Origin of the sequence: Streptomyces sp. NPDC001406, from assembly GCF_042895285.1 — a bacterium.
In the GTDB taxonomy this organism is placed as follows: domain Bacteria; phylum Actinomycetota; class Actinomycetes; order Streptomycetales; family Streptomycetaceae; genus Streptomyces.
The window spans coordinates 147,819-173,818 of the sequence record NZ_JBIAWG010000006.1 but is presented as its reverse complement, the minus strand read 5'-3'; the positions used below and the strand labels follow the sequence as shown (position 1 = coordinate 173,818).

General features: G+C 71.2%; 24 protein-coding genes, 1 tRNA gene and 2 pseudogenes. 13 read left to right on the top strand and 14 right to left on the bottom strand.

The genetic code is table 11. From position 1 onward, the window contains the following. Positions 1–18 precede the first annotated feature (18 nt). Positions 19–951, top strand: a complete 933-nt coding sequence (locus tag ACFY1J_RS16235; protein ID WP_390731379.1) for an NADP-dependent oxidoreductase — start codon at positions 19–21, stop codon at positions 949–951. Positions 952–1,145: 194 nt separating this feature from the next. Here ACFY1J_RS16235 and ACFY1J_RS16230 read toward each other — a convergent pair whose 3' ends face one another. Then, a complete protein-coding gene (locus ACFY1J_RS16230) occupies positions 1,146–1,955 on the bottom strand; it encodes an alpha/beta hydrolase (RefSeq protein ID WP_390705618.1) in 810 nt (269 codons plus the stop codon). A gap of 131 nt (positions 1,956–2,086) precedes the next feature. On the opposite strand from ACFY1J_RS16230, the gene ACFY1J_RS16225 reads away from it, so the two are divergent. Next, positions 2,087–3,274 (top strand): thiolase family protein, encoded by a 1,188-nt coding sequence (locus tag ACFY1J_RS16225; RefSeq protein WP_390731378.1) that lies wholly within the window; start codon positions 2,087–2,089, stop codon positions 3,272–3,274. Between the two features lie 93 nt (positions 3,275–3,367). After that, positions 3,368–4,141: a sulfite exporter TauE/SafE family protein gene (locus tag ACFY1J_RS16220; RefSeq protein WP_390705620.1), complete on the top strand. Its 774-nt coding sequence runs from the start codon at positions 3,368–3,370 to the stop codon at positions 4,139–4,141. Here ACFY1J_RS16220 and ACFY1J_RS16215 read toward each other — a convergent pair. Next, the gene (locus ACFY1J_RS16215; protein ID WP_390705621.1) at positions 4,130–4,915 is read right to left on the bottom strand and encodes an HAD-IIA family hydrolase; all 786 of its coding nucleotides are present in this window, start codon (positions 4,913–4,915) and stop codon (positions 4,130–4,132) included. The two genes, ACFY1J_RS16220 and ACFY1J_RS16215, sit on opposite strands and share 12 nt — an antisense overlap. 117 nt (positions 4,916–5,032) lie before the next feature. On the opposite strand from ACFY1J_RS16215, the gene ACFY1J_RS16210 reads away from it, so the two are divergent. Continuing rightward, entirely contained in the window at positions 5,033–5,779 is a 747-nt protein-coding gene (locus tag ACFY1J_RS16210) for a cobalt-precorrin-6A reductase (RefSeq protein ID WP_390731377.1), read from the top strand. Between the two features lie 14 nt (positions 5,780–5,793). On the opposite strand, the gene cobF is transcribed toward ACFY1J_RS16210, so the two are convergent. Both cobF and ACFY1J_RS16200 read right to left on the bottom strand, forming a co-directional pair. Beyond that, positions 5,794–6,567 (bottom strand): precorrin-6A synthase (deacetylating), encoded by a 774-nt coding sequence (gene cobF, locus ACFY1J_RS16205; RefSeq protein ID WP_390705623.1) that lies wholly within the window; start codon positions 6,565–6,567, stop codon positions 5,794–5,796. Between the two features lie 56 nt (positions 6,568–6,623). After that, positions 6,624–7,160, bottom strand: coding sequence for a DUF309 domain-containing protein (locus ACFY1J_RS16200; protein WP_390705624.1), 537 nt, complete (start codon positions 7,158–7,160; stop codon positions 6,624–6,626). Between the two features lie 104 nt (positions 7,161–7,264). Here ACFY1J_RS16200 and ACFY1J_RS16195 point away from each other — a divergent pair. The 5 genes and pseudogenes from ACFY1J_RS16195 to ACFY1J_RS16175 all read left to right on the top strand — a co-directional run. Continuing rightward, a tRNA-Pro gene (locus ACFY1J_RS16195) sits at positions 7,265–7,338 on the top strand. Between the two features lie 149 nt (positions 7,339–7,487). Continuing rightward, entirely contained in the window at positions 7,488–8,402 is a 915-nt protein-coding gene (gene sigJ / locus ACFY1J_RS16190) for an RNA polymerase sigma factor SigJ (protein WP_390705625.1), read from the top strand. 61 nt (positions 8,403–8,463) lie between these two features. Next, the gene (locus ACFY1J_RS16185; RefSeq protein WP_390705626.1) at positions 8,464–9,141 is read left to right on the top strand and encodes an NAD(P)-dependent oxidoreductase; all 678 of its coding nucleotides are present in this window, start codon (positions 8,464–8,466) and stop codon (positions 9,139–9,141) included. 62 nt (positions 9,142–9,203) lie between these two features. Next, positions 9,204–9,872 (top strand): NUDIX domain-containing protein, encoded by a 669-nt coding sequence (locus tag ACFY1J_RS16180; protein WP_390705627.1) that lies wholly within the window; start codon positions 9,204–9,206, stop codon positions 9,870–9,872. A gap of 77 nt (positions 9,873–9,949) precedes the next feature. Continuing rightward, positions 9,950–10,119 (top strand): annotated as a pseudogene (locus tag ACFY1J_RS16175) (aldo/keto reductase); the annotation flags it as partial. Here ACFY1J_RS16175 and ACFY1J_RS16170 read toward each other — a convergent pair. From ACFY1J_RS16170 to ACFY1J_RS16125, 10 genes and pseudogenes are all read right to left on the bottom strand, one after another. After that, a complete protein-coding gene (locus tag ACFY1J_RS16170; protein WP_390705628.1) occupies positions 10,113–12,131 on the bottom strand; it encodes a beta-galactosidase in 2,019 nt (672 codons plus the stop codon). The pseudogene ACFY1J_RS16175 and the gene ACFY1J_RS16170 overlap by 7 nt on opposite strands. Continuing rightward, positions 12,128–13,447: a glycoside hydrolase family 36 protein gene (locus tag ACFY1J_RS16165; protein ID WP_390731376.1), complete on the bottom strand. Its 1,320-nt coding sequence runs from the start codon at positions 13,445–13,447 to the stop codon at positions 12,128–12,130. The genes ACFY1J_RS16170 and ACFY1J_RS16165 overlap by 4 nt, the downstream gene beginning before the upstream one ends. Before the next feature lie 26 nt (positions 13,448–13,473). Further along, positions 13,474–14,370, bottom strand: a complete 897-nt coding sequence (locus ACFY1J_RS16160; RefSeq protein ID WP_263214807.1) for a carbohydrate ABC transporter permease — start codon at positions 14,368–14,370, stop codon at positions 13,474–13,476. Beyond that, positions 14,367–15,347 carry a carbohydrate ABC transporter permease gene (locus ACFY1J_RS16155; protein ID WP_390705630.1) on the bottom strand — a complete coding sequence of 327 codons (981 nt, stop codon included), beginning with the start codon at positions 15,345–15,347 and terminating at the stop codon, positions 14,367–14,369. Before ACFY1J_RS16155 ends, ACFY1J_RS16160 begins: the two co-directional genes overlap by 4 nt. 8 nt (positions 15,348–15,355) lie before the next feature. Beyond that, complete coding sequence (locus ACFY1J_RS16150) at positions 15,356–16,669, bottom strand: ABC transporter substrate-binding protein (RefSeq protein WP_390705631.1); 1,314 nt, start codon at positions 16,667–16,669, stop codon at positions 15,356–15,358. Positions 16,670–16,938: 269 nt separating this feature from the next. Beyond that, entirely contained in the window at positions 16,939–17,724 is a 786-nt protein-coding gene (locus ACFY1J_RS16145; RefSeq protein WP_390705632.1) for a GntR family transcriptional regulator, read from the bottom strand. A 71-nt stretch (positions 17,725–17,795) separates the two neighbouring features. Continuing rightward, positions 17,796–19,700 (bottom strand): 3D-(3,5/4)-trihydroxycyclohexane-1,2-dione acylhydrolase (decyclizing), encoded by a 1,905-nt coding sequence (gene iolD / locus ACFY1J_RS16140; RefSeq protein ID WP_390705633.1) that lies wholly within the window; start codon positions 19,698–19,700, stop codon positions 17,796–17,798. Further along, the gene (gene iolB, locus ACFY1J_RS16135) at positions 19,700–20,596 is read right to left on the bottom strand and encodes a 5-deoxy-glucuronate isomerase (protein ID WP_390731375.1); all 897 of its coding nucleotides are present in this window, start codon (positions 20,594–20,596) and stop codon (positions 19,700–19,702) included. The genes iolD and iolB overlap by 1 nt, the downstream gene beginning before the upstream one ends. Positions 20,597–20,609: 13 nt before the next feature. Next, complete coding sequence (locus ACFY1J_RS16130; protein ID WP_390731374.1) at positions 20,610–21,488, bottom strand: deoxyribose-phosphate aldolase; 879 nt, start codon at positions 21,486–21,488, stop codon at positions 20,610–20,612. A gap of 167 nt (positions 21,489–21,655) precedes the next feature. Then, a pseudogene (locus tag ACFY1J_RS16125) lies at positions 21,656–21,817 on the bottom strand (5-dehydro-2-deoxygluconokinase); the annotation flags it as partial. A 226-nt stretch (positions 21,818–22,043) separates the two neighbouring features. Here ACFY1J_RS16125 and ACFY1J_RS16120 point away from each other — a divergent pair. The 4 genes from ACFY1J_RS16120 to ACFY1J_RS16105 are packed head-to-tail and all read left to right on the top strand — an operon-like array spanning position 22,044 to position 25,957. Further along, positions 22,044–23,063 (top strand): sugar ABC transporter substrate-binding protein, encoded by a 1,020-nt coding sequence (locus ACFY1J_RS16120; RefSeq protein ID WP_390705636.1) that lies wholly within the window; start codon positions 22,044–22,046, stop codon positions 23,061–23,063. Beyond that, positions 23,063–24,139, top strand: a complete 1,077-nt coding sequence (locus tag ACFY1J_RS16115; RefSeq protein ID WP_390705637.1) for an ABC transporter permease — start codon at positions 23,063–23,065, stop codon at positions 24,137–24,139. Before ACFY1J_RS16120 ends, ACFY1J_RS16115 begins: the two co-directional genes overlap by 1 nt. 4 nt (positions 24,140–24,143) lie before the next feature. Then, complete coding sequence (locus ACFY1J_RS16110) at positions 24,144–25,052, top strand: ATP-binding cassette domain-containing protein (protein ID WP_390705638.1); 909 nt, start codon at positions 24,144–24,146, stop codon at positions 25,050–25,052. 2 nt (positions 25,053–25,054) lie between these two features. Continuing rightward, the gene (locus ACFY1J_RS16105; RefSeq protein ID WP_390705639.1) at positions 25,055–25,957 is read left to right on the top strand and encodes a sugar phosphate isomerase/epimerase family protein; all 903 of its coding nucleotides are present in this window, start codon (positions 25,055–25,057) and stop codon (positions 25,955–25,957) included. The last annotated feature ends 43 nt before the right edge of the window (positions 25,958–26,000 follow it).

Below are 26,000 nucleotides of genomic sequence, written 5' to 3'. Positions count from 1 at the left end.
GCGGATCCGGAGGTCGGGATGGACACGATGCACGCGGTACGGGGTCACCGGCGCGGTGGCCCGCAGGAGCTGACGTACGAGGACGCACCGCGCCCGGTGGCCGGCGCGGGTGAGGTGCTGGTGGCGGTGCGGTCCGCCTCGATCACCCGGGGCGAGCTGGACTGGGACGCCACCTGGACGGACGCGCTCGACGGCAGCGGAAGCCCACGGGTGCCCATCGTGCCGTCGAAGGAGGTGTCGGGGGTCGTCGTCGCGGCGGGCCCGGGGGTGACGGACTGGGGCCCGGGCGACGAGGTGTACGGGCTGATCCCGTTCACCCGGGACGGGGCGGCCGCCGAGTTCACCACGGTTCCGGCGGCCGTGCTCGCCGCCAAGCCGCCGCGGCTCGATCACGACCGGGCGGCCGCCCTGCCGCTCGCCGGGCTCACGGCGTGGCAGGCGCTGGTCACCCATGGCGGTGTGCGTCCCGGCGCGCACGTCCTGGTGCACGGCGCCGCGGGCGGTGTCGGGTCGATCGCGGTGCAGGTCGCGGCCGCCCTGGGAGCCCGGGTCGTCGCCACGGCCACTGCCGAGACCGCGGACTTCGTGCGGGAACTGGGCGCCGATGAGGTCGTCGACCATCGGGCCGGGCGCTTCGAGTCGTTCGTCGAGGACGTGGACCTGGTCCTCGACACGGTCGGCGGTGACACCCAGGACCGTTCCTGGCTGGTGCTGCGGCCCGGCGGCGTACTGGTGAGCATCGTCTCCCCGCCGGACCCGGCCAGGGCGGGCGGCGTGTTCTTCGTGGTGGAGCCGGACCGGACGGGGCTGGAGGAGTTGTCCCGGCTCGTCAAGGACCGGAAGCTGACCCCGCGCGTCGACCGGGTGGTCCCGCTGGAGGAGACCCCGCAGGCCTACGCGGCGCTGGAGCACGGCAACCGGTGCGGGAAGATCGTCATCCGGATGTCGTGAAGCGGGGGCGGCGAGCCGCCGTGCCGCCCCGTCACGGGCCGGTCCGTCATGGAGACGATCCCCGGGGCCATCAGGTCGAGTCCCTTGAAGAAGCGGCCGAATGCGCCCCGCGAGCGGGCCACCGGGCTCACCCCGCCGGCGGCATGGGCGGCGACGCCCCGCCGCACGTTCTACGGGCGGCGGACCGTCCGGAATCAGTCCGTCAGCACGCTGTCCAGGAACGCGGTCAGGTCCGTGAAGACCTCCGCGCGGTTCGTCTCGTTGAAGACCTCGTGCCGCGCCCCGGCGTAGATCCGCTCGGTCCGCCGGCCGCCGCTCAGCCGCTCCACGCCGATCCGGCTGCCGGGCAGCGGCACCAGCCGGTCGTCGTCGCCGTGCAGCCACAGCAATGGGAGCGGACCGGCGTCGCCGCCCTTGGCGACGGTCTCCAGGGCCCGTACGAACGCCTCCAGCGTCGGGCGCTTCATCGGACCGTGCCAGACCAGTGGATCGGCGGCGTACGCGGCACCCACCGCCGGGTCGCGGGAGAGCGCGCCCGGGCTGATGGGGGTGTCCGGGATCTCGTCGAGCGCGAGCAGCCGCCCCGGCAGCTCCCAGACGCCGATGACCGGGCCGGACAGCACGAGCGCGGCGAGCTCGTCGCCGTACCGCTGGGCGTAGCGGGCCGCGATCAGGCCGCCCATGGAGTGGCCGATCACGACGACCGGCAGGTCCGGGTGCGCGGTGCGGGCCAGGCCGGCCACGGTGTGCAGATCGGTGACCACGTCCTCGAAGTCCTCGATCACCACGCGTTCGCCCGCCGACCTGCCGTGGCCGATGTGATCGGGGCCGTGGACCACCGCCCCGTGCCCGGTCAGGACGTCGGCGAGTGCGTCGTAGCGGCCCGCGTGCTCGCCGTACCCGTGCACCACCAGGGCGATGTACCGGGGCCGCGGGTGCGGCCACTCGCGTGCGCTGATCGTGCCGCGGGTCCCGGTGAGGACGTGCTCCCGCGTGTCGGCCATGTCTCCTCCGGCTGCCTCGGTGAAGGTGCCCGAGGATCTTCCCAGGGGGCCGGTCCGAGGTCTATAGTCCAAAACTAGCAGTGCTAATTAATTCGACTTGGTTCGACAACGTCGTCGGTCAGGAGTCCTTCGTGCGTCCCGTCCACTTCGCGGCCGCCCGCCGCACCCCCATCGGCAAGCTGCGCGGCGCCCTGTCCCCGGTCCGGCCCGACGACCTGGCGGCGACGGTGATCCGCCACCTGGTCGCCGAGGTGCCCGCGCTCGACCCGGCCCGCATCGACGACGTCTACTGGGGCGCAGCCAACCAGGCGGGCGAGGACAACCGCAATATCGCCCGGATGGCCGCGCTGCTCGCCGGACTGCCCGAATCCGTACCCGGCGCCACCGTCAACCGGCTCTGCGCCTCCGGCCTGGAGGCGGTCACCACCGCCGCCCGCACCGTCGCCGCGGGCGAGGCCGACATCGTGATCGCCGGCGGCTCCGAGTCCATGAGCCGCGCCCCCTTCGTCCTGCCCCGCCCCGACGAGGCCCTGCCGCACCGCATCGAGACCGTCGACACCCGCCTCGGCTGGCGCCTGGTCAACCCCGCGATGAAGGAGCTCCACGGCCTGCTGTCCATGGGCGAGACCGCCGAGGAGGTCGCCGAGCGCTACGGCATCACACGCCAGCGGCAGGACGAGTTCGCCCTGCGCAGCCACCAACTCGCCGCCGCCGCACGGAAGAACGGCCACTTCGACGACGAACTCCTGCCCGTCGAGCGCCCGGACGGCATCGTCGTCGACAGCGACGAGTGCGTCCGCGAGGACACCTCGTACGAGAAGCTCGCCCGGCTGAAGCCGGTCTTCCGCGCCGGCGGGACGGTCACCGCGGGCAACGCCTCGCCGATGAACGACGGCGCGGCCGGACTGCTGCTGGTCAGCGAGGAGGCCCTGAACGAACTGGGGCTGGAGTCGCTGGGCCGGTACGTCGCCGGTGCCTCGGCCGGAGTCCACCCCGATGTGATGGGCATCGGCCCGGTGCCCGCCACCCGCAAGGCGCTCGCCCGCGCGGGCTGGGAGATCGGCGACCTCCAGGAGGCCGAGTTCAACGAGGCGTTCGCCGCCCAGGCCCTCGCCTGCGTCGACCAGCTCGGCATCGACCCGGAGCTGGTGAACCCGACCGGCGGCGCGATCGCTCTCGGCCACCCGCTGGGCTGCTCCGGCGCCCGCATCCTCACCACCCTGCTCCACCGCATGCGGCGCACCGGAGCCGGGCGCGGGCTGGCGACCATGTGCGTGGGCGTGGGGCAGGGGAGCGCGGTGCTGGTGGAGAGGCACTGAGCGGCGGCACTTCGCCACGCCCGTCGGTACCACGACCACCAGCCGAGACACCGCTTACACCGGCACATGCATGCGCATAGCATCGGTGCCCGCATGAACACGATGACGCTCTGGCACATAACCGGCTGGGAGTTCGCCGCCCTCGCCTTCGCGGCGCTGCTCGTCGGCTTCTCCAAGACCGCCGTCAGCGGGGCCAACACGGTCAGTCTCGCCGTCTTCGCGGCCGTCCTGCCCGCCCGCGCCTCCACCGGCGTCCTGCTCCCCGTACTGATCGCGGGCGACCTGCTCGCCGTCGCCACCTACCGCCGGCACGCCCACTGGCCCACGCTGTGGCGGCTGTTCCCGGCGGTGGCGGCCGGCGTGGTGTTCGGCACGCTGTTCCTCGTGTGGGCCGACGACGGGATCGTACGGACCTCCATCGGCGCGATCCTGCTGCTGATGGCCGCGGTCACGGTGTGGCGGCGGCGCCGGGCCGACGCGGACGAGGAGCCGGACTCGGTCGTCACCCGGGCCGGCCGGGTCAAGGCCCGTTCCTACGGCGTCCTCGGCGGCTTCACCACGATGGTCGCCAACGCGGGCGGCCCGGTGATGTCGATGTACCTGCTGTCCGCGGGCTTCCGGAAGCTGGGCTTCCTTGGCACCTCGGCCTTCTTCTTCCTGATCGTGAACGTGTCCAAGGTGCCCTTCAGCGCCGGCCTCGGCCTGATCGACGGCCGCTCGCTGCTCCTTGACGCCGCGCTCGTGGTGTTCGTCGTACCCGGAGCGTTGTTCGGCACTTGGGCTGTGAACAGGATCAACCAGCGGCTGTTCGAGCAACTGGTGATCGCGGCGACCGTCGTGGGCGGCGCTCAGCTGCTACTGCGTTAGGTTCAGCAGCGCGGGCAGGTCCGCGAACGAGTCCAGGACGTGGTCCGGGGTGCCGCTCGCCCTCTCGTGGGTCTCCGGCAGGTACTTGCCGGTCTTCACCAGGACACCGGTGATCCCGGCGCGCTGTGCCGCCAGTACGTCGAACTCGATGTCGTCGCCGACCATCAGGGCCTGGTCCGCACGCACCCCCAGCCGGGCCAGCGCCGCCCCGAAGAACGCCGGCGCGGGCTTGCCCGTGATCTCCGCCTCGACGCGTGCCGCCTTCTCCAGCCCGACCAGGAACGCTCCCGTGTCCAACTGCAGCCCCTCGGCCGTCCGCCAGTACAGATTGCGGTGCATGGCCACCAGCCGCGCACCCCGCTGCAGTTGCCCGAAGGCCCGGTTGAGCGCCGTGTAGCCGAACTCGGGCCCCGCGCCGCCGACGACCACCACGTCCGGGACGGTGTCCCCGTCGACCAGGGTGATGCCGGCGAGATCCTCCGCGATGTCCCCGCTGTTGAGCAGGGCGCACCGGGCGCCGGGGTAGTGCTCGGCCAGATGGGCCGCGGTGACCGAGGGCGCGGTGAGGACGTCCTCGGCCCTCACCTCGAACCCGGCCTCCGACAGCGTCCCGGCGATCGACGCGCGCGTACGGGAGGTGGTGTTGGTGACCAGCGCGACCCCGAGCCCGGCCGCACGGATCTCCCGCAACGCCTCCACCGTCCCCGGCAGCGGCTGCCACGAGACGGTGAGCACCCCGTCGATGTCGATCAGCACGGCACGCACGGATTCCATGCCTGGACGATAGCGATCCGGGCGGCGCACCGGACCGTACGACATCGCCTCCCGAGCGGGCGGGCCCCCTCCCACCGACTGTCATCCGACCCGAACCGGCGTCGTACGCTCACTGCCATGTCCCCGCACATCCTGATCCTCGGCGGCACCACCGAGGCCCGCCGGCTGGCCGCCGCCCTCGCGGCCCGCCCCGGTGTCCGGGTCACCACCTCGCTCGCGGGCCGGGTGGCCCGGCCCGGGGCAGTGGAGGGGGACGTACGGATCGGTGGCTTCGGCGGTGCGGAGGGGCTGGCGGACTGGCTGCGCGAGCAGCGGGCGGACGCGGTCGTGGACGCCACGCACCCCTTCGCCGCGTCCATCACCGCGAACGCGGCACGGGCCGCGCGGGCCACCGGGCTGCCCCTGGTGGTCCTGCGCCGCCCCGGCTGGCGACCCGCACCCGGCGACCGCCGGCACCCGGTCCCCTCCCTGGCCGCGGCCGCCGACGCGCTGCCCGGCCTCGGCCGGCGGGTGTTCCTGACCACCGGGCGCCTGGGCCTCGCGGCCTTCGCCCGGCTGACGGACCTGCACTTCGTCGTACGGTCCGTGGAGCCGCCCGAGCCGCCGATGCCGCCCGACGCCGAAGTGATCCTGGCCCGCGGGCCGTTCACCGTGGCCGACGAGCTGACGCTGCTGCGCGCCCACCGCATCGACGTGCTGGTCACCAAGGACAGCGGGGGAGAGGCGACGGCCGCCAAACTGACGGCCGCGCGTGAACTCGGCCTGCCCGTGGTCGTCGTACAACGCCCCCCGCTCCCGCCCGGCGTGACCGCGGTCCCCGGCGTGGCGGCCGTACTGGAAAGACTCGGCCTCGAACCGCCGTGACCGGGGAGTACCGGTCAGTCTTCCCCGGGGTGCCTGCGCAGCAGATACGTGTCCATGATCCAGCCCTTGCGCTCACGCGCCTCGGCGCGCACCCGCTCGATGCGCGGGCCGGCCTCGGCGAGGGGACCGGAGACGAGGATCTCGTCCGGGGTGCCGATGTACGCGCCCCAGTAGATGTCGATGTCCTGCTCGGCGTACTGCCGGAAGGTCTGGTGCGCGTCGAGCATCACCACCACGTCGTCCACCCCCTCCGGGAACCCCTCGGCCAGCCGCCGCCCCGTGGTGATCTGCACCGGCCGGGCCACCCGGTTCAGTCCCGTGCGGTGCCGCGCGACGAGCGCCGAGACACTGCTGATGCCCGGCACCACGTCGTACTCGAAGGCCACCGCACCCCGCGCGAGCACCTCATCGAGGATCGCGAGCGTGCTGTCGTACAGCGAAGGGTCCCCCCAGACCAGGAAGGCCCCGCTCTCGTCGGCCCCGAGTTCCCCGGCGATCAGCCGCTCGTAGATGTCGGCGCGGGCGCTGCGCCAGTCCCCGACCGCCGGTGAGTACGCCGCACCGCCGGCGCTCCGGTCCCGCTCCGGGTCGCGCGCCTCCACCAGCCGGTACGACCCCTCCGGTATGTGCGCGTCCAGCATGTCCCGGCGCAGCCGCGTCAGATCGCTCTTCACCTCGCCCTTTTCGAGGAGGAAGAACACGTCGGTGCTCCGCAGCGCCTTGACCGCCTGCAGGGTCAGCTGGTCGGGGTCGCCCGCACCGATACCGATGACATGAATCTTTCGCACGCCCCCGAGTCTGCCGCATGCCACTGACAGTGAGTCCACCGCCTCCACACACCCCGCTACGGCACCCCGTGCCCCCGCAGCCGGGGCGCCCGCGCCGCGGCGTCGACCGCGGTTGCGGCATCCCGCTCCACGTCGTCCGCCAGGTCCCGTGCCCAGCCGACGAGCCCGGCGAGATCCATCCCGTACGGCCGCCGCTCCCCGCGCTCCGCCGCCCACTCCTCGACGGCGCCCGCGCCGCGCCGCAGCAGCCGTACGCCACCGGTGACATTGCCCCGGGCCGCGTGCGTGAGCCCCACGGCCAGTTGGGCCAGCCCCCGCCACAGCGCGCGCTCGTCCCGCGGACCCGACTTCCAGGCGTCCTCGAAGACCTCGTGCGCGTGGAACGGCTTCCCCGCGTCCAGCAGCGCCTGCGCCTGCGAGACCGTCTCCCGGGGAGTCCGCAGGACCCCCTCGGGCTGCCGCTCCACCCCGGCGGCGCCGTACGGCAACGGCCGCCCGAGCCCGTCCCGCGGCCTCGCGTTCCTCGCGCGCCCCTCACTGTCCCGGTCCCGGGTCTCCACCGGCCGTCCCCGCGATGCCTCTGCGCTGCCCATAGGACCGATTGTCCACCGCCCCGCGGTGCCCCCTTCGGCGCGGCCCGCCACGTGCGGTAAAGTTCTGTTCGCGCGATCACACGGGTCACCGTGAGTGAGCGCACCGGGACGTGGCGCAGCTTGGTAGCGCACTTGACTGGGGGTCAAGGGGTCGCAGGTTCAAATCCTGTCGTCCCGACCGGAGCTCCGCTCCGTTCGACATGATCGAGGCTCTGTTCGCCGAGGCGAGCAGAGCCTCGATGCATATGGCACGGCCGTCACTTCCGGATGTCACACTCCGACTCCTCCTGCTGCTCTTAGAAGCAAGACACCGCAGGAGGTCCGAAGATGTCCGACACCCCGTCGGCGGGCAGTGCCCGGCAAAGCGCCCTGGACGCGGCGACCAACGTGTTCGTCCAACACCGTGAGCTGCTGTTCTCCATCGTCTACAACATGCTCGGCAGCGTCGCCGACAGCGAGGACGTGCTGCAGGAGACCTGGCTGGCGTGGTCGTCCAGGGGCGAGTCGGGGGACGTGGAGCCGGTCAACAGTCCGCGCGCCTATCTGGCCCGGATCGCGGTGCACAAGGCGCTCGCCCGGCAGGCCGCCATCGACCGGCGCCGCGAGACCTATGTCGGTCCATGGCTGCCCGAGCCGCTGGTCACCCCCCTCGTGGACCCGGCCGAACACACCGAGTCGGTGTCGATGGCGCTCATGGTCGTCCTGGAGACGCTCACCCCGCTGGAGCGCGCGGTGTTCGTCCTGCACGAGGTGTTCGGCTATGCCCACACCGAGACCGCGGAGATCCTGGGGCGCAGCCCCGCGGCCGTACGCCAGCTCGCGCATCGCGCACGCGAGCACGTGCAGGCCCGCCGCCCGCGCTACCAGGCCGATCCGCGGCTGCGACAGCAGGTCACCGAGCGGTTCGTGGCCGCGGTCTCCGGCGGCGATCTGGAGACGCTGCTGCGGCTCCTGGCGCCCGACGTGACGCTGTGGGCCGACGGCGGGGGCAAGGCCACCGCCGCGGGGCCGCGTCCTGTGCACGGCCGGGAGAAGGTCGCCGAGATGCTGGCCAGGGGGACCGAGCGGGCCCCGAGCGGCCTGGACGTCCGCTACCGGCGGGTCAACGGCGACCCCTCGGCACTGCTGTTCAGCGGTGACTCGCCCTTCGCCGTACTGGTCCTCGACCTGGTGCCGGACGGCCAACAGGTGTGCGGCATCTACTTCCTGACCAATCCGGAGAAGCTCACGGGCCTCGCGTGACGCGGGACCGACGTCGGATCGCGCGATCCGGGAACTCACCCAAGCCCAGGAGGAACGACCCATGAAGCTCACCGTCTTCGCGGCCACCGGCGGCGTCGGCCGCCACCTTCTCGAACAGGCCGTCGCCGCGGGCCATGACGTCACCGCCGTCGTACGCAACCCCGCGAACCTGGCCGGGCGGGGCGGACGGGTGCGCGTCGTCACGGCCGATCTGGCGGCGCCGGACCCGGGCGTGCTCGCGTCCGCCGTCGACGGCCGGGACGCCGTCCTGTCGGGACTCGGGCCCCGCAGGCCCAGGGCCGACGCGGGCATCACCTCGCGCGGTACGCAGGCCGTCGTGGCCGCGATGCGGGCGACCGGTGTACGGCGCCTCGTGGTCGTCAGCGCGGCGCCGATCGGCACCGTGGCGTCGCCGGCCCGGCCGAACCCGCCGAGGCACGACCCGGGCGACGGTTTCTTCATGCGCCACCTGGGCGCCCCGCTCGCCCGCACCATGTTCGGCGCGCACTACGCCGACCTCGCGGTGATGGAAGACCTGGTGCGCGACAGCGGTCTGGACTGGACCATCTCGCGCCCGCCCCGTTTCACCGACAAGCCCCTCACCGGCGTCTACCGCACCGCCTTCGAACAGAACCTGCGCGGTGGCACCAGCATCTCCCGCGCCGACGTGGCCCATCACATGCTGTCGGTGCTCGACCACCCCGAGACGATCCGGCGCACGATGGGCGTCGCCCACTGACCGAGCACACCGATGACCATGGTCGCCGAGACACCGCGGGCCCGGGTGATAGAGAGGTGACCATGACGACCGAAGGCATCGACATCCCGGACCGCCGGGGCCGTACCGGACTCGACCGGACGGGGCTGGAGCTGAGCCGCAATCCGCGGGTCAAGGTCCGGGAGGTGAAGCTCCTGTCCAGCCACTGGTACGTCGAACGTGCCACCACCTTCGACATCCGGCGCGCCGACGGGACCTGGAGCACCCAGCAGCGCGAGACGCACGACCGGGGCAACGGCGCCACCCTGCTGCTGTACGACAAGGAACACGAAACCGTGCTGCTCACCCGGCAGTTCCGCTTCCCGGTGTATGTCAACGGTCACCCGGACGGCATGCTGGTGGAGACGCCGGGCGGGCTGCTCGACGACGATGACGAGCACCCGGAGATCGCCGTCAGACGCGAGGCGGTGGAGGAGACCGGGCACACCGTCGGCGCGGTGGAGCACGTCTTCGACGTCTATATGAGCCCGGGCTCGGTCACCGAACGCGTCAGCTTCTACGCGGCCGCCTACGGCCCCTCCACCCGCACCCACGAGGGCGGGGGGCTGGACGAGGAGGGCGAGGACATCGAGATCCTCGAACTCCCCTTCCGCAGGGCCCTGGAGATGATCCGCACCGGCGAGATCGCCGACGCCAAGACCATCATGCTCCTCCAATGGGCGGCGCTGGACGGGCCGTTCGCCGCGTCGTGATACACGACCAAGCTCGGGGCCCGGCCGCCCGCCCCGGGCACGAGCTGTGCGGTGCGGAGGCCCAGCTCCTGGACTAGCTGCGCGCGGAAGCGGGACTGACCTTGGTCCGACTTCGACCACCCGGCACCCCGCCCCGCCTCGCCGCCCTGCGGGACGTGGCACGGGAGACCAGTTGGAGGAGAACCTCGCCGCCGTGGACCTGGAGTTGACGCCCGGTCAGCGGGCCCGGCTGGACTGGGCTCACTGAGCCCGCGGCTCCCGGACCACGGCGATGTCGCCGGGCGCGACGGTGACCGTGCCGAGGGTCTCCTTGCCGGACAGGAGCTCCGTCGCGCCCGGCGCGACCGGGACCTCCCCGCCCCGACCGGCGTGGTCGATGACGAACAGGTAGTCCGCGTCGGTGCCGCGCCGCAGGACCACCTCGACCCCGGGCGGGGCGGTGCGCACCGGCGCCACGCCCGCCTCGGCACGGATGCGGTCGAGGAGCCCGGCGAGGGTGTCCGGGTCGGGGAGCGTCGCCACGTACCAGGCGGTGCCCGTGCCGTGCGCGTGCCGGGTCACGGCCGGGACACCGGCCAGCGGACCGTCCGCGTACGACGCGACCGCCTCGGCGCCTTCGAGCCGCACCCGCTCCGACCAGAGCGTGCCCGAGGCGCCGTCGGGCACCTCACCGCTCAGGCCGACCGGCTCGCCCGGCAGGAGCGGGAACAGCTCGTCGGTGCGCACGCCCAGGACCTCCCGGAACGCGCCCGGGTAACCGCCCAGCCGCACATGGCAGTTCTCGTCGACCGCCCCGCTGTGGAAGCCGACGGCCAGCGTGCCGCCGCGCTCGGCGTACGACGTGAGGTTCGCCGCGCCCGTGTCGTCGACGAGGTAGAGGTTCGGGGCCAGGACCACGCGGTACGCGGAGAGGTCGGCGTCGGGGCGGACGAAGTCCACGGCCACGCCCGAGCGCCACAGCGGCTCGTACCAGGCCCGCGCCAGCTCCAGGTAGCGGAGTTCACCGCTCGGCTGGGAGGGCAGTTCCACGGCCCAGCGGGCGTTCCAGTCCCAGACGATCGCGACCTCGGCCGTACCCGTGCTGCCGCGCACCTCGGCCAGGGCCTGCAGATCCGCACCGAGCCGGACCACGTCCCGCCAGATGGGGCTGTCGGTGCCGGAGTGCGGCAGCATCGCCGAGTGCCACTGCTCGGCGCCCGCCTTCGCCGCCCGCCACTGGAAGTAGGCGATGCCGTCCGCGCCGTGCGCCACATGGGCGAGGGCGTTCCGGCGCAGCTCGCCGGGGCGCTTGGCGCGGTTGACCGGCTGCCAGTTGACGGCACCGGTGGAGTGCTCCATCAGCAGCCAGGGGCCGCCGGCCAGGGAGCGCATCAGATCGCCGCTGAGCGCCACGTCGATCTCCGACTCGGGGTCGGCGGACATGAGGTAGTGGTCGTTGGAGACCACGTCCAGCTCCGGCGCCCAGCGCCAGTAGTCCAGCGCGTCGAAGTTGTGCATCACCATGAAGTTGGTGGTGGCGGGGATCGCCGGGGCCGCCGCCCGCAGCTCGTCGCGCTCCGCCGTGCACAGCGACAGCAGTTCGTCGGAGCAGAAGCGCCGCCAGTCCAGCTGGTGGGTGGGGTTGGGGACGGCGCCGGTGGCCCGGGGCGGGAGGATCTCGTCCCAGGCGTAGTACCACTGGCTCCAGAACGTCGTGCCCCAGGCGTGGTTGAGGGCCGCCAGGTCGTCGCCGTACCGGGCGCGCAACCAGCGGCGGAAGGCCTCCGCGCTGGTGTCGCAGTAGCAGGCCGCGTTGTGGCAGCCGTACTCGTTGTGCACGTGCCACATCACGACGGCCGGGTGGTCGGCGTAGCGCTCGGCGAGCGCGCCCGTGATGCGCAGGGCCGCCTCGCGGTAGGCGGGGCTGCTGGGGCAGAACGTCTGGCGGCTGCCGTAGGAGAGGGTCCGGCCGTCCCGGTCGACCGGCAGGGCCTCGGGGTGGGCCCGGAAGAACCAGGCGGGCGGGGCCGCGGTCGGCGTGGCCAGGTCGGCGGCGATGCCGTTCTCGTGCAGCAGGCCGAGGATCCGGTCCATGCGCGAGAAGTCGTACGCGCCCTCGGACGGTTCCATCAGCGCCCACGAGAAGATCCCGACGCTGACCATGTTCACGCCCGCCTCGCGCATGAGGCGTACGTCCTCGGCCCACACCTCCTCGGGCCACTGCTCGGGGTTGTAGTCGCCGCCGTAGGCGATGCCGGGGACGGACAGGGTGCGCTTCATCGGGTGGCTCCCGCCGAGGTCAGAAGGCGGCGCGTGGTGTTCACGCCCCACTGGTCGAGGGACAGCAGACGGTCGCTGGAGGCCATCAGCCCGCCGGTGGCCTCCACATGGGCGGCCCAGCGCTCACGGGTCTCAACGGCCGGGCGGGCCATCAGGCAGTCGGGGTCGTTGATCCAGAGCCGGCCGTGCTGCCACTGGCGGCCGGCACCGGTGAACTCGGCCGGGTCCTGGCCCGGCTGGCTGTAGTCACCGGCCTGGGGCCGCCGGTGCGGGGCCGTGTCGGGGCTGACCCGCATCGCGTCGAACAGGCCGATGGAGGGCAGGATCGGCGCGCCGCAGCCCAGCAGGTAGGCGTCGGCTCCGATGGCCTCGCGGATCAGGGCGACGCCCCTGCGGTACGCGGTCAGCGCGTCCGCCCCCGAGTGCCGTACGCCCTCCAGGGCGCCCGCGTAGAGGAAGTCGACCTTGAAGTAGTCGTAGCCCTCGGCGCGCAGCGTCACGAAGACGTCGTACAGACAGGCCGCCGCTGCCGGGTGGGTGGTGTCCAGGACGTACAGGTCGTGGCCCCGGTTGCGGCCGGCGGACAGCGGGTTGCCGTCGCCGTCGCGGACCAGCCACTCCGGGTGCGTTCCGGCGAGTTCGCTGTCCGGGGCGACCAGGAAGGGGGCCGTCCAGATGCCCGCCCGGCGGCCCCGTGCCCGGATGGCGTCCGCGATGCCCCGCCGGGAGCGGAAGCGGCCGGAGAGGGTGAGCCAGTCGCCGAGCGCGCTCTGGTGGCCGTCGTCGATCTGCACGACGTCGATCGGCAGGTCGAGGGTGTCCATCGCGCGCAGGTTCTCGTGGATGTCGTCCTCGGTGACGGCCGTGAAGTACTCGTACCAGGAGCACCAGACCGTCGGCGCCGGGCGCGGGGCGGGCAGCGCGAGGCCGTCCGCCCAGCGCTCCAGCGCCGGCCGGATCCCGGTGTCCGTCCACTCCTTGACCGGTCCGTCGGCCTCGACCTCGGCGTGACCGTCCCGGACGGTCAGCCTGATCGACGGCACGTCCAGGAGCGGGGCGGCGCCCGCCCACAGCCGGACCGGGGCGCCGTCGCCCGGGTCGAGCGCGAGCAGGCCCTCGCCCTGGAAGACCCCGGCGGGGACGGTGCGGCCGGGGCGGTAGCAGACGGTCGCCCAGTTGTCGTTCGTCGGGCGGTACGGCCTCGCGTCGAGGGCGTAGGCACCGCTGGGGCTCCAGGACTGCCAGCCCTCCTCGTGGACCCGGGCGCTGCGCGGGTCCACGGGGACCGAGGCGACGGGGGTGAACGGGTTGTGCACGGGGTTCTCTTTCAAGTGGAGCCGGGTCAGCCCTTGTTGGAGCCCAGGGTGAGACCGCTGACGAACTGCCGCTGGAGCGCGAAGTAGACGATCAGGGTGGGGATCGCGGTGAGCAGGGCGCCCGCGGCGACCAGGTTGGGGTCCGTGAAGTACTGGCCGGAGAGGTTGTTCAGGGCCGAGGTGATCGGCATGTTCTCACCGGTCGAGATCAGTACGAGGGCCCAGAAGAAGTCGTTGTAGATCCAGATCGACAACAGGGTGGCCAGGGCCGCCATCGCCGGCTTGCACAGCGGCAGCGTGATCTGCCAGTACAGCCGCCACACCGAGGCGCCGTCCACGAGCGCGGCCTCGGTCAGTTCGTGCGGCAGCGAGCGCATGTAGTTGCTGAGCACGAACGCGCAGAAGCCGGACTGGAACGCCACATGGATCAGCACCAGGCCGAGCGCCGAGTCGTAGAGCTTGCCGCTCTGCGTGATGCCGGGCAGGTCGGTGAGCAGATACATCCGGTACAGCGGGGTGATGATGACCTGCTGCGGCAGCAGGTTGCCCGCCGTGAAGACCAGCAGCAGCGCGAGGTTGAGGCGGAAGTCGAAGCGGCTGACGTAGAAGGCGACCATCGACGACAGGAACAGCGTCAGAAGCACCGCCGGCACCGCGATCAGCAATGTGTTGCCGAAGTAGTGCGTCATGTCCGACTGTTCGAACGCGTTCTTGAAGTTGTCGAAGTTCAACGTGTCCGGCCAGGACACATAGCCCTTCTCGCTGGTCTCGCTGTACGGGCGCAGGGCCGAGAAGATCGCCCACAGCAGCGGGGCGAGCCACGCGAGGGCCGTGCCGGCGAGGAAGACGTGCAGCAGGATGCGGGCGGGGCGGACGGGCGCGCGCTTCTTGAGCGCGCCGGCCGCGAGGGTGGGGGCGCTCACGATCGCCGCTCCTTCCGGAAGGTGGCCACCAGGTAGGGGATGATCACGGCGAGCGAGATGACCAGCAGGACCACCGCGATCGCCGACCCGTAACCGATGCGGCTGGACTCGCCGATGATGTTGTTGGTCACCAGGATCGACAGCAACTCGGTGCCCTGGGCGCCCTTGTTGAACACGAACACCAGGTCGAAGGCGCGCAGGGCCTCGATGATGGTGACGACCAGGACGACCGTGTTGGTGGGTCGCAGCGTCGGGAAGATGACGCTCTTGAACGTCTGCCACTCATTGGCGCCGTCCAGCGCGGAGGCCTCCCTGAGCGACGGGTCGACGCTCTTCAGACCGGCCAGGTACAGGATCATCATGTAGCCGGTGTGCCGCCAGGAGGCGGCGATGAGGACGGCCCACAGATTGAGCTTGGGGTCGCCGATCCAGTCGATGTAGTGGCCCGGCTTGTTGGCGCCGATGATGCTGTTGATCAGGCCCGTGTCCGGGTTGTAGACCAGCTGCCAGACGAAGCCGATGCACGCCATGGAGATGACGACCGGCAGGAAGAACGCCGTCTGGTAGACGCGGCTGAAGCGGATCTTCTTGTCCAGCTGAATGGCGAGGAAGAGGCCGAGCGGCGTCGGGATGAGGATCAGGACGACGAACCAGATGACGTTGTGCTGGACGGCCGGCCAGAACTGCGGGTTGTCGTTGAAGAGTTGTTTGAAGTTGTCGAGGCCCACCCACTTGATCGAGTCGAACCCGATGCCGTCCCAGGTGGTGAAGGCGAGCGCGATGGAGGCGAGGGCGGTGACCCAGACCAGGGCCACGTGCAGGACCGTGGGCACGCCCGCCATCAGGGCGAGCGTGAACCGGTCACGGCGGGTCAGCAGGCGCCGATGGCCCTGGCCCGCCCGCTTGGATGCGGAGGCAGCGCCCGGAGGCGGCACGGCGGCCGCCTCCGGTGTCTTCGTCGTCATGTCGGTTGTCATGCCGTTGCTCACGAGGACGCGAAGATCTGCTTCTTCTGGCGCTCGATCGACGACAGCAAGCCGTCCACGCCCTTGGGGTTCTGGAGGAACTTCTGCAGGCCGGGCTGCATCACCGTCGAGGTGAAGTCCGGCCGGGAGTCGCGGTCCATGAACTGGGTGAGGGTCTTGGCGCCGCTGATCATGTCGAACGCCTTCTTCTGCAGCGCCGAGTAGGAGGAGGTGTCGGCCTTGCTGGAGGCGGCCACCACGCTCGGGTCGGTCTTGAGGTAGGTCTGCTCGGCCTCCGGGCTGCCCAGGTACTCCAGCAGCTTGACGACGCCGTCGTGGTTCTTGGGGGCCTTGCTGACCATGAAGCCGTCGGTGGGCGCCTCCACGGTGTCCTGGCCGTACGCGGAGTTGATCTCCGGGAAGGGGAAGAAGTCGAGGTCGTCCAGGTCGGCCTTGTTGGTGAACTGCTGGGCCACGAAGGAGCCGAGGAGGTACATGCCGGCCTTCTTGGACACCAGCGACTGGGCGGCGTCCTGCCAGGTGCGGCCCATGAAGCCGTCCTGGTGGTAGGGGAGGAGCTCGGCCCAGTGGTCGAAGACGGCCTTGACCTTGGAGTCGGTCCAGGAGGCCTTGCCCGCCATCAACTGGACGTGGAAGTCGTAGCCGTTGAGGCGGAAGTTGATCTGGTCGAAGGTGCCCATGGCGGGCCAGGCGTCCTTGTCGCCGAAGGCGATCGGGACCAGGCCGTCCTTCTTCATCTGCTTGCACAGCGCGACCAGTTCGTCCCACGTGGCGGGGACCTTGTAGCCGTGCTGCTGGAAGACGCTCTTGCGGTAGAAGATCGCCCACGGGTACGTGGTCAGCGGGACGAAGTAGTACTTGCCGTCCTCGCCCTTGCTGAGCTTCTTCATCGCGTCGGGGAAGTTGTCCCCGATCTTCGCCCACACGTCGTCGATCGGGGTGGCGAGCTTCTTGGCCGCGAAGAACTGCATCCGGTAGCCGGCGAACCAGTTGAACACGTCGTCCGGCGTGCCCTGGAGGTAGGAGTTGATCTGCTCCTGGAAGGTGTTGTGGTCCTTGGTGTTCACGTCGACCGTGATGCCGGCCTGCTTCTTGAAGGCGGCGTAGACGGACTCGAAGGCCTTCTTCGGCACGGCGTCGGACGCGTTGGAGCCGAGGGTGACGGTCTTCGGGTCCGAAGAGGCGCCGCTGCCGCCACAGGCGGACAGCAGGGGTATACCGGCGCCGGCGAGGACGGCGGCGCCACCCACTCCACGGAGCAGGGAGCGACGGCTGGGACCCGGAACGGCAAGACCCGAGGGCGAGAGGCGCATGGCGGCTCCTGAAGGCAGGGGTTCGATCAAGGGGGTGAGCCGGCCTCCGAAAGGTTCTCGAAACCGATCAGAAACCAACTCGACCGAACATCGTGGGCGTAATAACAGCCGCATGTCCGGGCATGCGTCAATACCTCACGTCCCTCTCATGCGTCTCTTGCCCGAAACGTAATCGACACGATCACTCGCAAGTTCGTTCAGAAACCAACAGCCACAGAGCCCCCACGGCGCGGACGGCCGTGGGGGCTGAGGTGAGGGGAGGCTTCCGGTTACGGTCTGACCAGTAGCTGGAAGTCGAAGGCGTACCGCGACGCCCGGTAGATGTGGGTCCCGTACTCGACGGGCCGGCCCGTGTCGTCGTACGCCGTGCGCTGCATCGTGAGCAGTGCGGCGCCCTCCTTCTCGTCGAGGCGGGCGGCCTCCTCGGCGGTGGCGGAGCGGGCGCCGACGGTCTGCCGGGCGCTGTGCAGGGTGATGCCCGCCGCGCGCATCATCCGGTACAGACCGGTCGACTCCAGGCGTTCTGTGTCGAGTTCAAGCAGGTTCGCGGGCAGGTAGTTGCACAGAAATGCCACGGGCTGGCCGTGGGTGCAGCGCAGCCGCTCCAGCAGCGTGACCTCGCTGCCCTCCGCGACGCCGAGGGCGGCGGCCACATCGGCGGGCGCCGGCACCCCCTCGTTGCGCAGCACCCGCGTGGTCGGACCCTGTCCGGCCGACTCCAGGTCGTCGTAGAGGCTGCTGAGCTCCAGCGGCCGCTTGACCTGGCTGTGCACCACCTGTGTACCGACGCCGCGCCGGCGGACCAACAGGCCCTTGTCGACCAGGGACTGGATCGCCTGGCGGACCGTGGGCCGGGACAGACCCAGGCGGACGGAGAGATCGATCTCGTTGCCCAGAAGGTTCCCCGGGGCCAGGACCCCGTGCTCGATGGCCGCCTCCAGCTGCTGGGCCAGCTGGTAGTAGAGCGGCACCGGACTGGCCCGGTCCAGGGCGAAGTCCAGGGAGTCGAGCGCGGAGCCGGGCACGGGACGAGGCTGATCAGCGGTTCTCGCCACCGGGGCACCTCCTTGCGAAGAGCGGGGACGGGATCAGGAGCGGCTGGGCAGGCCGGGGCCACAGGGGGAGTTCACAGATGCCGGCGGCGGTCGGCGACCTGGCGGTCGTAGCTCTCACGGGCCCGTACGGCGGCCTCGCGCGAGGCGGTCTCGGCGACCGGCACGTCCCACCAGGCCTCGGCGGGGGGAGCGGTGGGGGACGGGTCGGTCTCGACATGGACACAGGTCGGCCGGCCGGAGGCGCGGGCCGTGACCAGCGCCTCGCGCAGCTCCCGCACGGTCTTGGCGCGCAGGACGTCCATGCCGAGGCTGGCCGCGTTGGCGGCGAGGTCCACGGGCAGCGGGGCGCCGGAGAACGTGCCGTCCGCGACGCGGTAGCGATAGGCCGTGCCGAAGCGCTCGCCGCCCACCGACTCGGACAGACCGCCGATCGAGGCGTACCCGTGGTTCTGGATCAGGACCAGCTTGACCGGCAGCCCCTCCTGGACCGCGGTGACGATCTCGGTCGGCATCATCAGGTAGGTGCCGTCGCCGACCAGGGACCACACGACGGTGTCCGGTGCGGCCTGCTGGACGCCGAGGCCGGCCGGGATCTCGTAACCCATGCAGGAGTAGCCGTACTCCAGGTGGTACTGGCGCGGCGAGCGCGCCCGCCAGAGCTTGTGCAGATCGCCGGGGAGGGAGCCCGCCGCGTTGATCACCACGTCGTCGTCGCCGACCACCGCGTCGAGGGCGCCGAGCACCTGCGTCTGGGTCGGGACCGCGTCCTCGTCGTCGGCGCGGTAGGCGGCCTCGACCACCTGGTCCCAACGCTCCTTGCCCGCCCGGTACTCGGCCTCGTAGGCGGGGTCCACGCGGTGTCCGGCCAGCGCCTCGCCGAGCGCCTCCAGGGCGGCCCGCGCGTCGGCCACCACGGTCCGCGCGGCCAGCTTGTGGGCGTCGAAGGAGGTGATGTTGACGCCCAGGAAGCGGACGCCGGGGTGCTGGAAGAGGGTGCCGGAGGCGGTGGTGAAGTCCGTGTAGCGGGTGCCGACCCCGATGACCAGGTCGGCGGTGCGGGCGAGGTCGTCGGCCACGGCCGTGCCGGTGTGGCCGATCCCGCCCAGGTCGGCGGGGTGGTCGTGGCGCAGGGAGCCCTTGCCCGCCTGGGTGGAGGCGACCGGGATGCCCGTGGCGTCCACGAAGGACTTCAGCGCCTCCTCGGCCTCGCTGTGGTGGACTCCGCCGCCCGCGACGATCAGCGGGCGCTCGGCGGCCCGGATCGCGCGGACCGCCCCGGCCAGCTCGACCGGGTCGGGAGCGGGGCGCCGTACCCGCCAGATCCGCTCGGCGAAGAACTCCTCGGGCCAGTCGTACGCCTCCGCCTGTACGTCCTGCGGCAGGGCGAGGGTGACGGCTCCGGTCTCGGCCGGGTCGGCGAGCACGCGCATGGCGTTCAGCGCGGAGGGGATCAGCGCCTCCGGGCGGGTGACGCGGTCGAAGTACCGCGACACCGGGCGCAGGGTGTCGTTCACGGAGATGTCCGCCTCGACCGGGTGCTCCAGCTGCTGGAGCAGCGGATCGGGGGCGTGGCTCGCGAAGTAGTCGCCGGGCAGGAGCAGGACCGGCAGCCGGTTGATGGTCGCCAGGGCCGCGCCGGTCACGAGGTTGGTGGCGCCGGGGCCGATGGACGTCGTCACGGCCTGCGCGGAGAGGCGGTTGAGCTGGCGGGCGTAGCCGACCGCCGCGTGCACCATGGACTGTTCGTTGCGGCCCTGGTGGTACGGCATGACGGGGGGTGTGGGGGGTGTCCCCCCACTGGGCACAGTGGAGTGCTCGATGAGCGCCTGGCCGATGCCGGCGACATTGCCGTGGCCGAAGATGCCCCAGGTGCCGGCGATCAGCCGGTGCCGTACCCCGTCGCGCTCGGTGTACTGGGCGGACAGGAACCGTACCAGCGCCTGGGCGACGGTCAGGCGGACAGTGGTCGTGCTCATCAGGGCCTCTCGGGTGCGGTGTACAGCGGCAGACGGGGGTCGACGGGCCGGTCCGGCCAGGTGTCACGGATCCAGGCGTGGTCGGGGTGGTCGCGGATCAGCCAGGCCCGCTCGGGCTCCGGCCCCGCCATGACGTTCAGGTAGTACATGTGGTGGCCGGGCACGGCCATGGACGGTCCGTGCCAGCCGTCCGGGACGAGGACGACATCCTTGTTACGCACCTCGGCCAGGACGTCGGTGCCGCGGCCCCGGCCGGACGGCGAGACCCGCTGGTAGCCCAGGCCCGGAGTGCCGTCGTGGGACTGGAACTCGAAGTAGTAGATCTCTTCGAGCACGGACTCCTCACCGGGGCGGTGCTCGTCGTGCTTGTGCGGCGGGAAGGAGGACCAGTTGCCGCCCGGGGTGATCACCTCGACCGCGATGAGCCTGTCGCACTCGAAGGCGCCTGCGGCAGCGAAGTTGTTGACCTGACGGGAGCAGTTCCCGGTGCCGCGCAGCTCCACCGGCACGTCGGACGCCGGTCCGTGGCGCGCGGGCAGCCGCCGGGTGCAGCGGGCACCGGTGAGCGCGAAGCGCCCGCCGCCGGCCGAGGTGACGGTCGTACGGGCGTCGCGCGGCACGTACGCGAAGTCGGTGACGGCGGCGAACACGCTGTCCCGGCCGTCGAGGCGGAAGGTGTCCCGGCCGAACTCGTCGACGGCGGTGACGGTGCAGCCGCCGCTGAGCGGGAGGACGATCCACTCGCTCTCGTCGGTGTCGAAGGTGTGCGAGCCGCCCGGCGGCAGCTCCAGCACGCGCAGGCCGGCGAAGCCCCACCCCGCGGTCTCGGGCGAGACGTCCACGGCGTACGGGCCGCCCAGGGCCTTGCCGGCCGGCAGGTGGAACGGGCTGTTCATCGTCGCCTCCGGGTCACAACAGGCCCACGGTCGTGTCCACCGCCTGCTCCACACTGCCCTCGGCGGGATAGAGCAGGGAGCGGCCGACGACCATGCCGTGGACGGTGGGGAGCCGCAGCGCCTTGCGCCAGCGTTCGTACGCGCCCTCCTGGTCGTCGCCGATCTCGCCGCCGAGGAGTACGGCGGGCAGGGTCGAGGTCTCCATGACCTCGGCCATGTCGTCGGGGTTCTCGGTGACGGGGAGCTTCAGCCAGGTGTAGGCGGAGGTGCCGCCCAGAGCGGAGGCTATGGCGATGGAGCGGGTCACGGCCTCGGCGGACAGATCGTTGCGGACCGCGCCCCCGGTCCTGCGGGAGATGAACGGCTCGACGAACACGGGCAGTCGGCGCGCGGCCATGTCGTCCACCGCGCGGGCGGTGGACTCCAGCGTGGTCAGCGAGCCCGGGTCCGAGTAGTCGATACGGAGCAGGAGTTTGCCCGCGTCGAAGCGGAGCCGCTCGATGTCCTCGGCGCGGTGCCCGGTGAACCGGTCGTCCATCTCGAAGGAGGCACCGGCCAGACCGCCCCGGTTCATCGAGCCCATGACCACCTTGCCGTCCAGCGCCCCGAGCAGCAGCAGGTCCTCCAGGACGTCGGCGGTGGCCAGCACCCCGTCGACCCCGGGCCGCGACAGCGCCACGCACAGCCGCTCCAGCAGGTCGCTCCGGTTGGCCATCGCCAGCCCCCGGCCGCCGACGCCCAGGGCGCCGCGCGCCGGGTGGTCGGCGGCCACGATCATCAGACGGCCGTCGTCGCCGAGCAGGGGGCGACGCACCCGGCGGGCGGCCGCCTCGGCGATCGCCTCCGGGTGCCGGGCCCTGACGGTGGCGAGCTCGGGGATGGTGAGGGTCAAGACGGACTCCGTTCGGGGGTGGCACGCGCGAGGAGGTCCTCGACCTCGGCCTCGGCCTCGGTGGGCATCGCGGAGGAACAGGCGAGGCGGGAGGCGACCGGGGCGCCGGCCGCGCCTGCGTACCGCATGGTCTCGGCCAGGTCCCGGCCGCCGAGCAGCCCGTGGACGAGCGAGCCCGGCGGGACCGCCACATCGGCCGCCGAACCCCCGAGGTACTTCCCGAAGGACTCCTCCCGGGCCAGGGGTACACCTGTTTGCAACGGGTAGAGATCAACTTCGATACGGCCCATCGTGATCAGGTCGAAGGGCTGGGATGCTGACGTGGCCATGGGCTCAGGTGTAGGTCCCGTCGGGTCGTGCTGTCAATGGTTTGTACTTACATTCGGACCTGAGCGTGAAATGATGTCTTAACAAAGTATTGACAGCGGGCGCGAGGGGGACTTTGATCCCGTCCCAACACACAGACAGCACATGACCCGGACCGCCGCCCGGCGCCGGGCCCGGATCCCCGTAGATCCGCCCCCTTTTCTCGTCGCACAGTGAGGTGCCGGAAAGATGGACCGCTCTTCGTACTCCCGCTCCCGCAGACTGGCCCCCGTGGTGGCCGTGGCCGCCGCGGCGGCGCTCACCCTCGCCGGCTGCTCCAGCAGCTCCGGCGGCAAGAAGTCCGAAGAGGGTGGTTCGAACGCCTCCGCGGGCAAGGCCACCACTCCCCGGATGACGGTCGCGCTGGTGACGCACCAGGCACCGGGTGACACCTTCTGGGACATCGTCCGCAAGGGCGCGGAGGCCGCCGCGGCCAAGGACAACATCAAGCTCGTCTACTCGGCCGACCCGAACGCGGGCAACCAGGCCAACCTGGTGCAGAACGCGATCGACCAGAAGGTCGACGGCATCGCCATCACCCTCGCCAAGCCGGACGCCATGAAGGACGTCGTGAACAAGGCGAAGTCCGCGAACATACCGGTGGTCGGCCTCAACTCCGGTGTGAGCGACTGGAAGAAGCTGGGCCTGATGGAGTTCTTCGGCCAGGACGAGGGCGTGGCCGGCGAGGCGCTCGGCAAGCGGCTGAACGAGGCCGGCGCCAAGAAGGCCGTGTGTGTGATCCAGGAGCAGGGCAACGTCGGCCTGACCCAGCGCTGCGACGGCGTGAAGAAGACGTTCTCCGGCACGCTTGAGACGCTGTACGTGAACGGCACCGACATGCCGTCGGTGAAGTCGACCATCACCGCCAAGCTCAAGCAGGACAGCGGCATCGACTACGTGGTCGCCCTCGGCGCGCCCTACGCCCTGACCGCCGTCCAGTCCGTGGGCGACGCGGGCAGCAAGGCGAAGGTCGCCACCTTCGACCTCAACAAGGACCTGACCGGCGCGATCTCCAAGGGGACGATCCAGTTCGCGGTCGACCAGCAGCCCTACCTGCAGGGCTACCTGGCGGTCGACTCCCTGTGGCTCTACAAGAACAACGGCAACTACATGGGCGGCGGGGAGCAGCCGGTGCTGACCGGCCCGGCCTTCGTCGACAAGACCAATGTCGACAAGGTCGCCCAGTTCGCCGCGAAGGGCACCCGGTGATGAGCATGACCCAGCAGGCTGGGCCGGCGGTGGGCACACCGCCGGCCTCCGGCCCCAAGGCGACCGACGGCCGTACGGCCCAGCGCCCCCTGGCGCTGCGGCTGCTGGCCCGGCCCGAAGTGGGCGTCTTCCTCGGCGCGGTGGCCGTGCTCGTGTTCTTCCTGATCGCGGCGCCCGCGGTCCGCCAGGGCAGCTCGATGGCCACCGTGCTCTACCAGTCGTCGACCATCGGCATCATGGCCCTGCCGGTCGCCCTGCTGATGATCGGCGGGGAGTTCGACCTGTCCTCCGGTGTCGCCGTGATCACCTCGGCGCTCACCGCGAGCATGCTCAGCTACCAGCTGACCATGAACGTGTGGGTGGGCGTCATCGTCGCCCTCATCGCCTCCCTCGGGGTCGGCGCGTTCAACGGCTGGATGGTGATGCGCACCGGGCTGCCCAGCTTCCTGGTCACCCTGGGCACATTCCTGATCCTGCAGGGCGTGAACCTGGCCGTCACCAAGCTGATCACCGGCAACGTCGCCACCGACGACATCAGCAACATGGACGGCTTCGACCAGGCCAAGAAGATCTTCGCGTCGTCGTTCGACATCGGCGGCGTCCAGGTGAAGATCACCGTCGTGTGGTGGCTGGTCTTCGCCGCGCTCGCCACCTGGGTGCTGCTGCGCACCAAGTACGGCAACTGGATCTACGCGGTCGGCGGCAACAAGGACAGCGCCCGCGCGGTCGGTGTCCCGGTCGCCTTCACCAAGATCACGCTGTTCATGACCGTCGGCTTCGGCGCCTGGTTCATGGGCATGCACAACCTGTTCTCCTTCAACACCGTGCAGTCCGGCGAGGGCGTCGGCCAGGAGCTGATCTACATCGCCGCGGCGGTGATCGGCGGCTGTCTGCTCACCGGCGGCTACGGCTCCGCCATCGGCCCGGTCTTCGGCGCCTTCATGTTCGGCATGGTGAACCAGGGCATCGTCTACGCCGGCTGGAACCCCGACTGGTTCAAGGCCTTCCTGGGCGTGATGCTGCTCGGCGCCGTCCTCATCAATCTGTGGGTCAGTCGCACGGCGACCCGGAGGTGACTTCATGACGACCAACGGAACCCACGGAGCCGTCCTCCAGGACGCCGCGCCCGACGGCGCGGACCGCCCCATCGTCGAACTGCGCAACGCGGGCAAGTCGTACGGCAACATCCGCGCCCTGCACGGCGTCGATCTGACGGTCCGCCCCGGCAAGGTGACCTGCGTCCTCGGCGACAACGGCGCCGGCAAGTCCACCCTGATCAAGATCGTCTCCGGGCTGCACCAGCACACCGAGGGCGACTTCCTGGTCGACGGCGAACCGGTGCGCTTCACCAGCCCGCGCGAGGCCCTCGACAAGGGCATCGCCACCGTCTACCAGGACCTGGCCACCGTGCCCCTGATGCCGGTGTGGCGGAACTTCTTCCTCGGCTCCGAGATGACCAAGGGCCCCTGGCCGGTCCGCCGTCTCGACATCGACCGCATGAAGCAGACCGCGGACCAGGAACTGCGCAACATGGGCATCGTCCTCGACGACCTCGAGCAGCCCATCGGCACGCTCTCCGGCGGCCAGCGCCAGTGCGTGGCGATCGCCCGCGCCGTCTACTTCGGCGCCCGCGTCCTGATCCTGGACGAGCCGACCGCCGCACTCGGTGTCAAGCAGTCCGGTGTCGTGCTGAAGTACATCGCCGCCGCCCGCGACCGCGGCCTCGGCGTCATCTTCATCACCCACAACCCGCACCACGCCTACATGGTCGGTGACCACTTCAGCGTGCTGCGCCTGGGCACCCTCGAACTCAGCGCCGACCGCAGCCAGGTCAGCCTGGAGGAGCTGACCAACCACATGGCCGGCGGCGCCGAACTCGCCGCGCTCAAGCACGAACTCGCGCAGGTGCGCGGTGTGGACGTCGATGAGCTCCCCGAGGAGAAGGACCTCACCGCACCCGTCGCGACCCACCCCGAAGGGACCTCCTGACCATGGCGAACGCCCTCGACCGCATCCGGGTGGGCTCGGCCCCCGACTCCTGGGGCGTCTGGTTCCCCGAAGACCCCCAGCAGGTGCCCTGGGAACGCTTCCTGGACGAGGTGGCCGAGGCCGGCTACTCCTGGATCGAACTGGGCCCGTACGGCTATCTGCCCACGGACCCCGCCCGCCTCACCGACGAGGTGAACAAGCGGAACCTGAAGGTGTCGGCGGGCACGGTCTTCACCGGCCTGCACCGCGGACCCGCCGTCTGGGAGTCCACCTGGGCGCACGTCGGCCAGGTCGCCGAGCTCACCCAGGCGATGGGAGCCGGGCACCTGGTGGTGATCCCCTCCTTCTGGCGCGACGACAAGACCGCCGAGATCCTGGAGCCGCCGGAGCTCACCGCCGAGCAGTGGACCCACCTCGCCCAGGGCATGGAACGGCTCGGCCGCGAGGTCAAGGACACGTACGGCCTCGACATCGTGGTGCACCCGCACGCCGACACGCACATCGACACCGAGGAGCACGTCGAGCGGTTCCTCGACGCGACCGACTCCGATCTGGTCAACCTCTGCCTGGACACCGGTCACTACGCCTACTGCGGCGGCGACAGCGTCAAGCTCATCGAGACGTACGGCGAACGCATCGGCTATCTGCACCTCAAGCAGGTCGACCCGGAGATCCTCGCGGACGTCGTGGCGAACGGGGTGCCGTTCGGCCCGGCGGTGCAGCGCGGGGTGATGTGCGAGCCGCCTTCCGGCGTACCGGAGTTGGGGCCCGTGCTGGAAGCGGCCCAGAAGCTCGGCGTCGATCTGTTCGCCATCGTCGAGCAGGACATGTACCCGTGCGAGCCGGACAAGCCGCTGCCCATCGCGGTGCGCACGCGGCAGTTCCTGAGGTCGTGCGGGGCGTGAACGGGCGGCCGTGACGGAGCGTTGCCGCACCGTCACGTCGTCG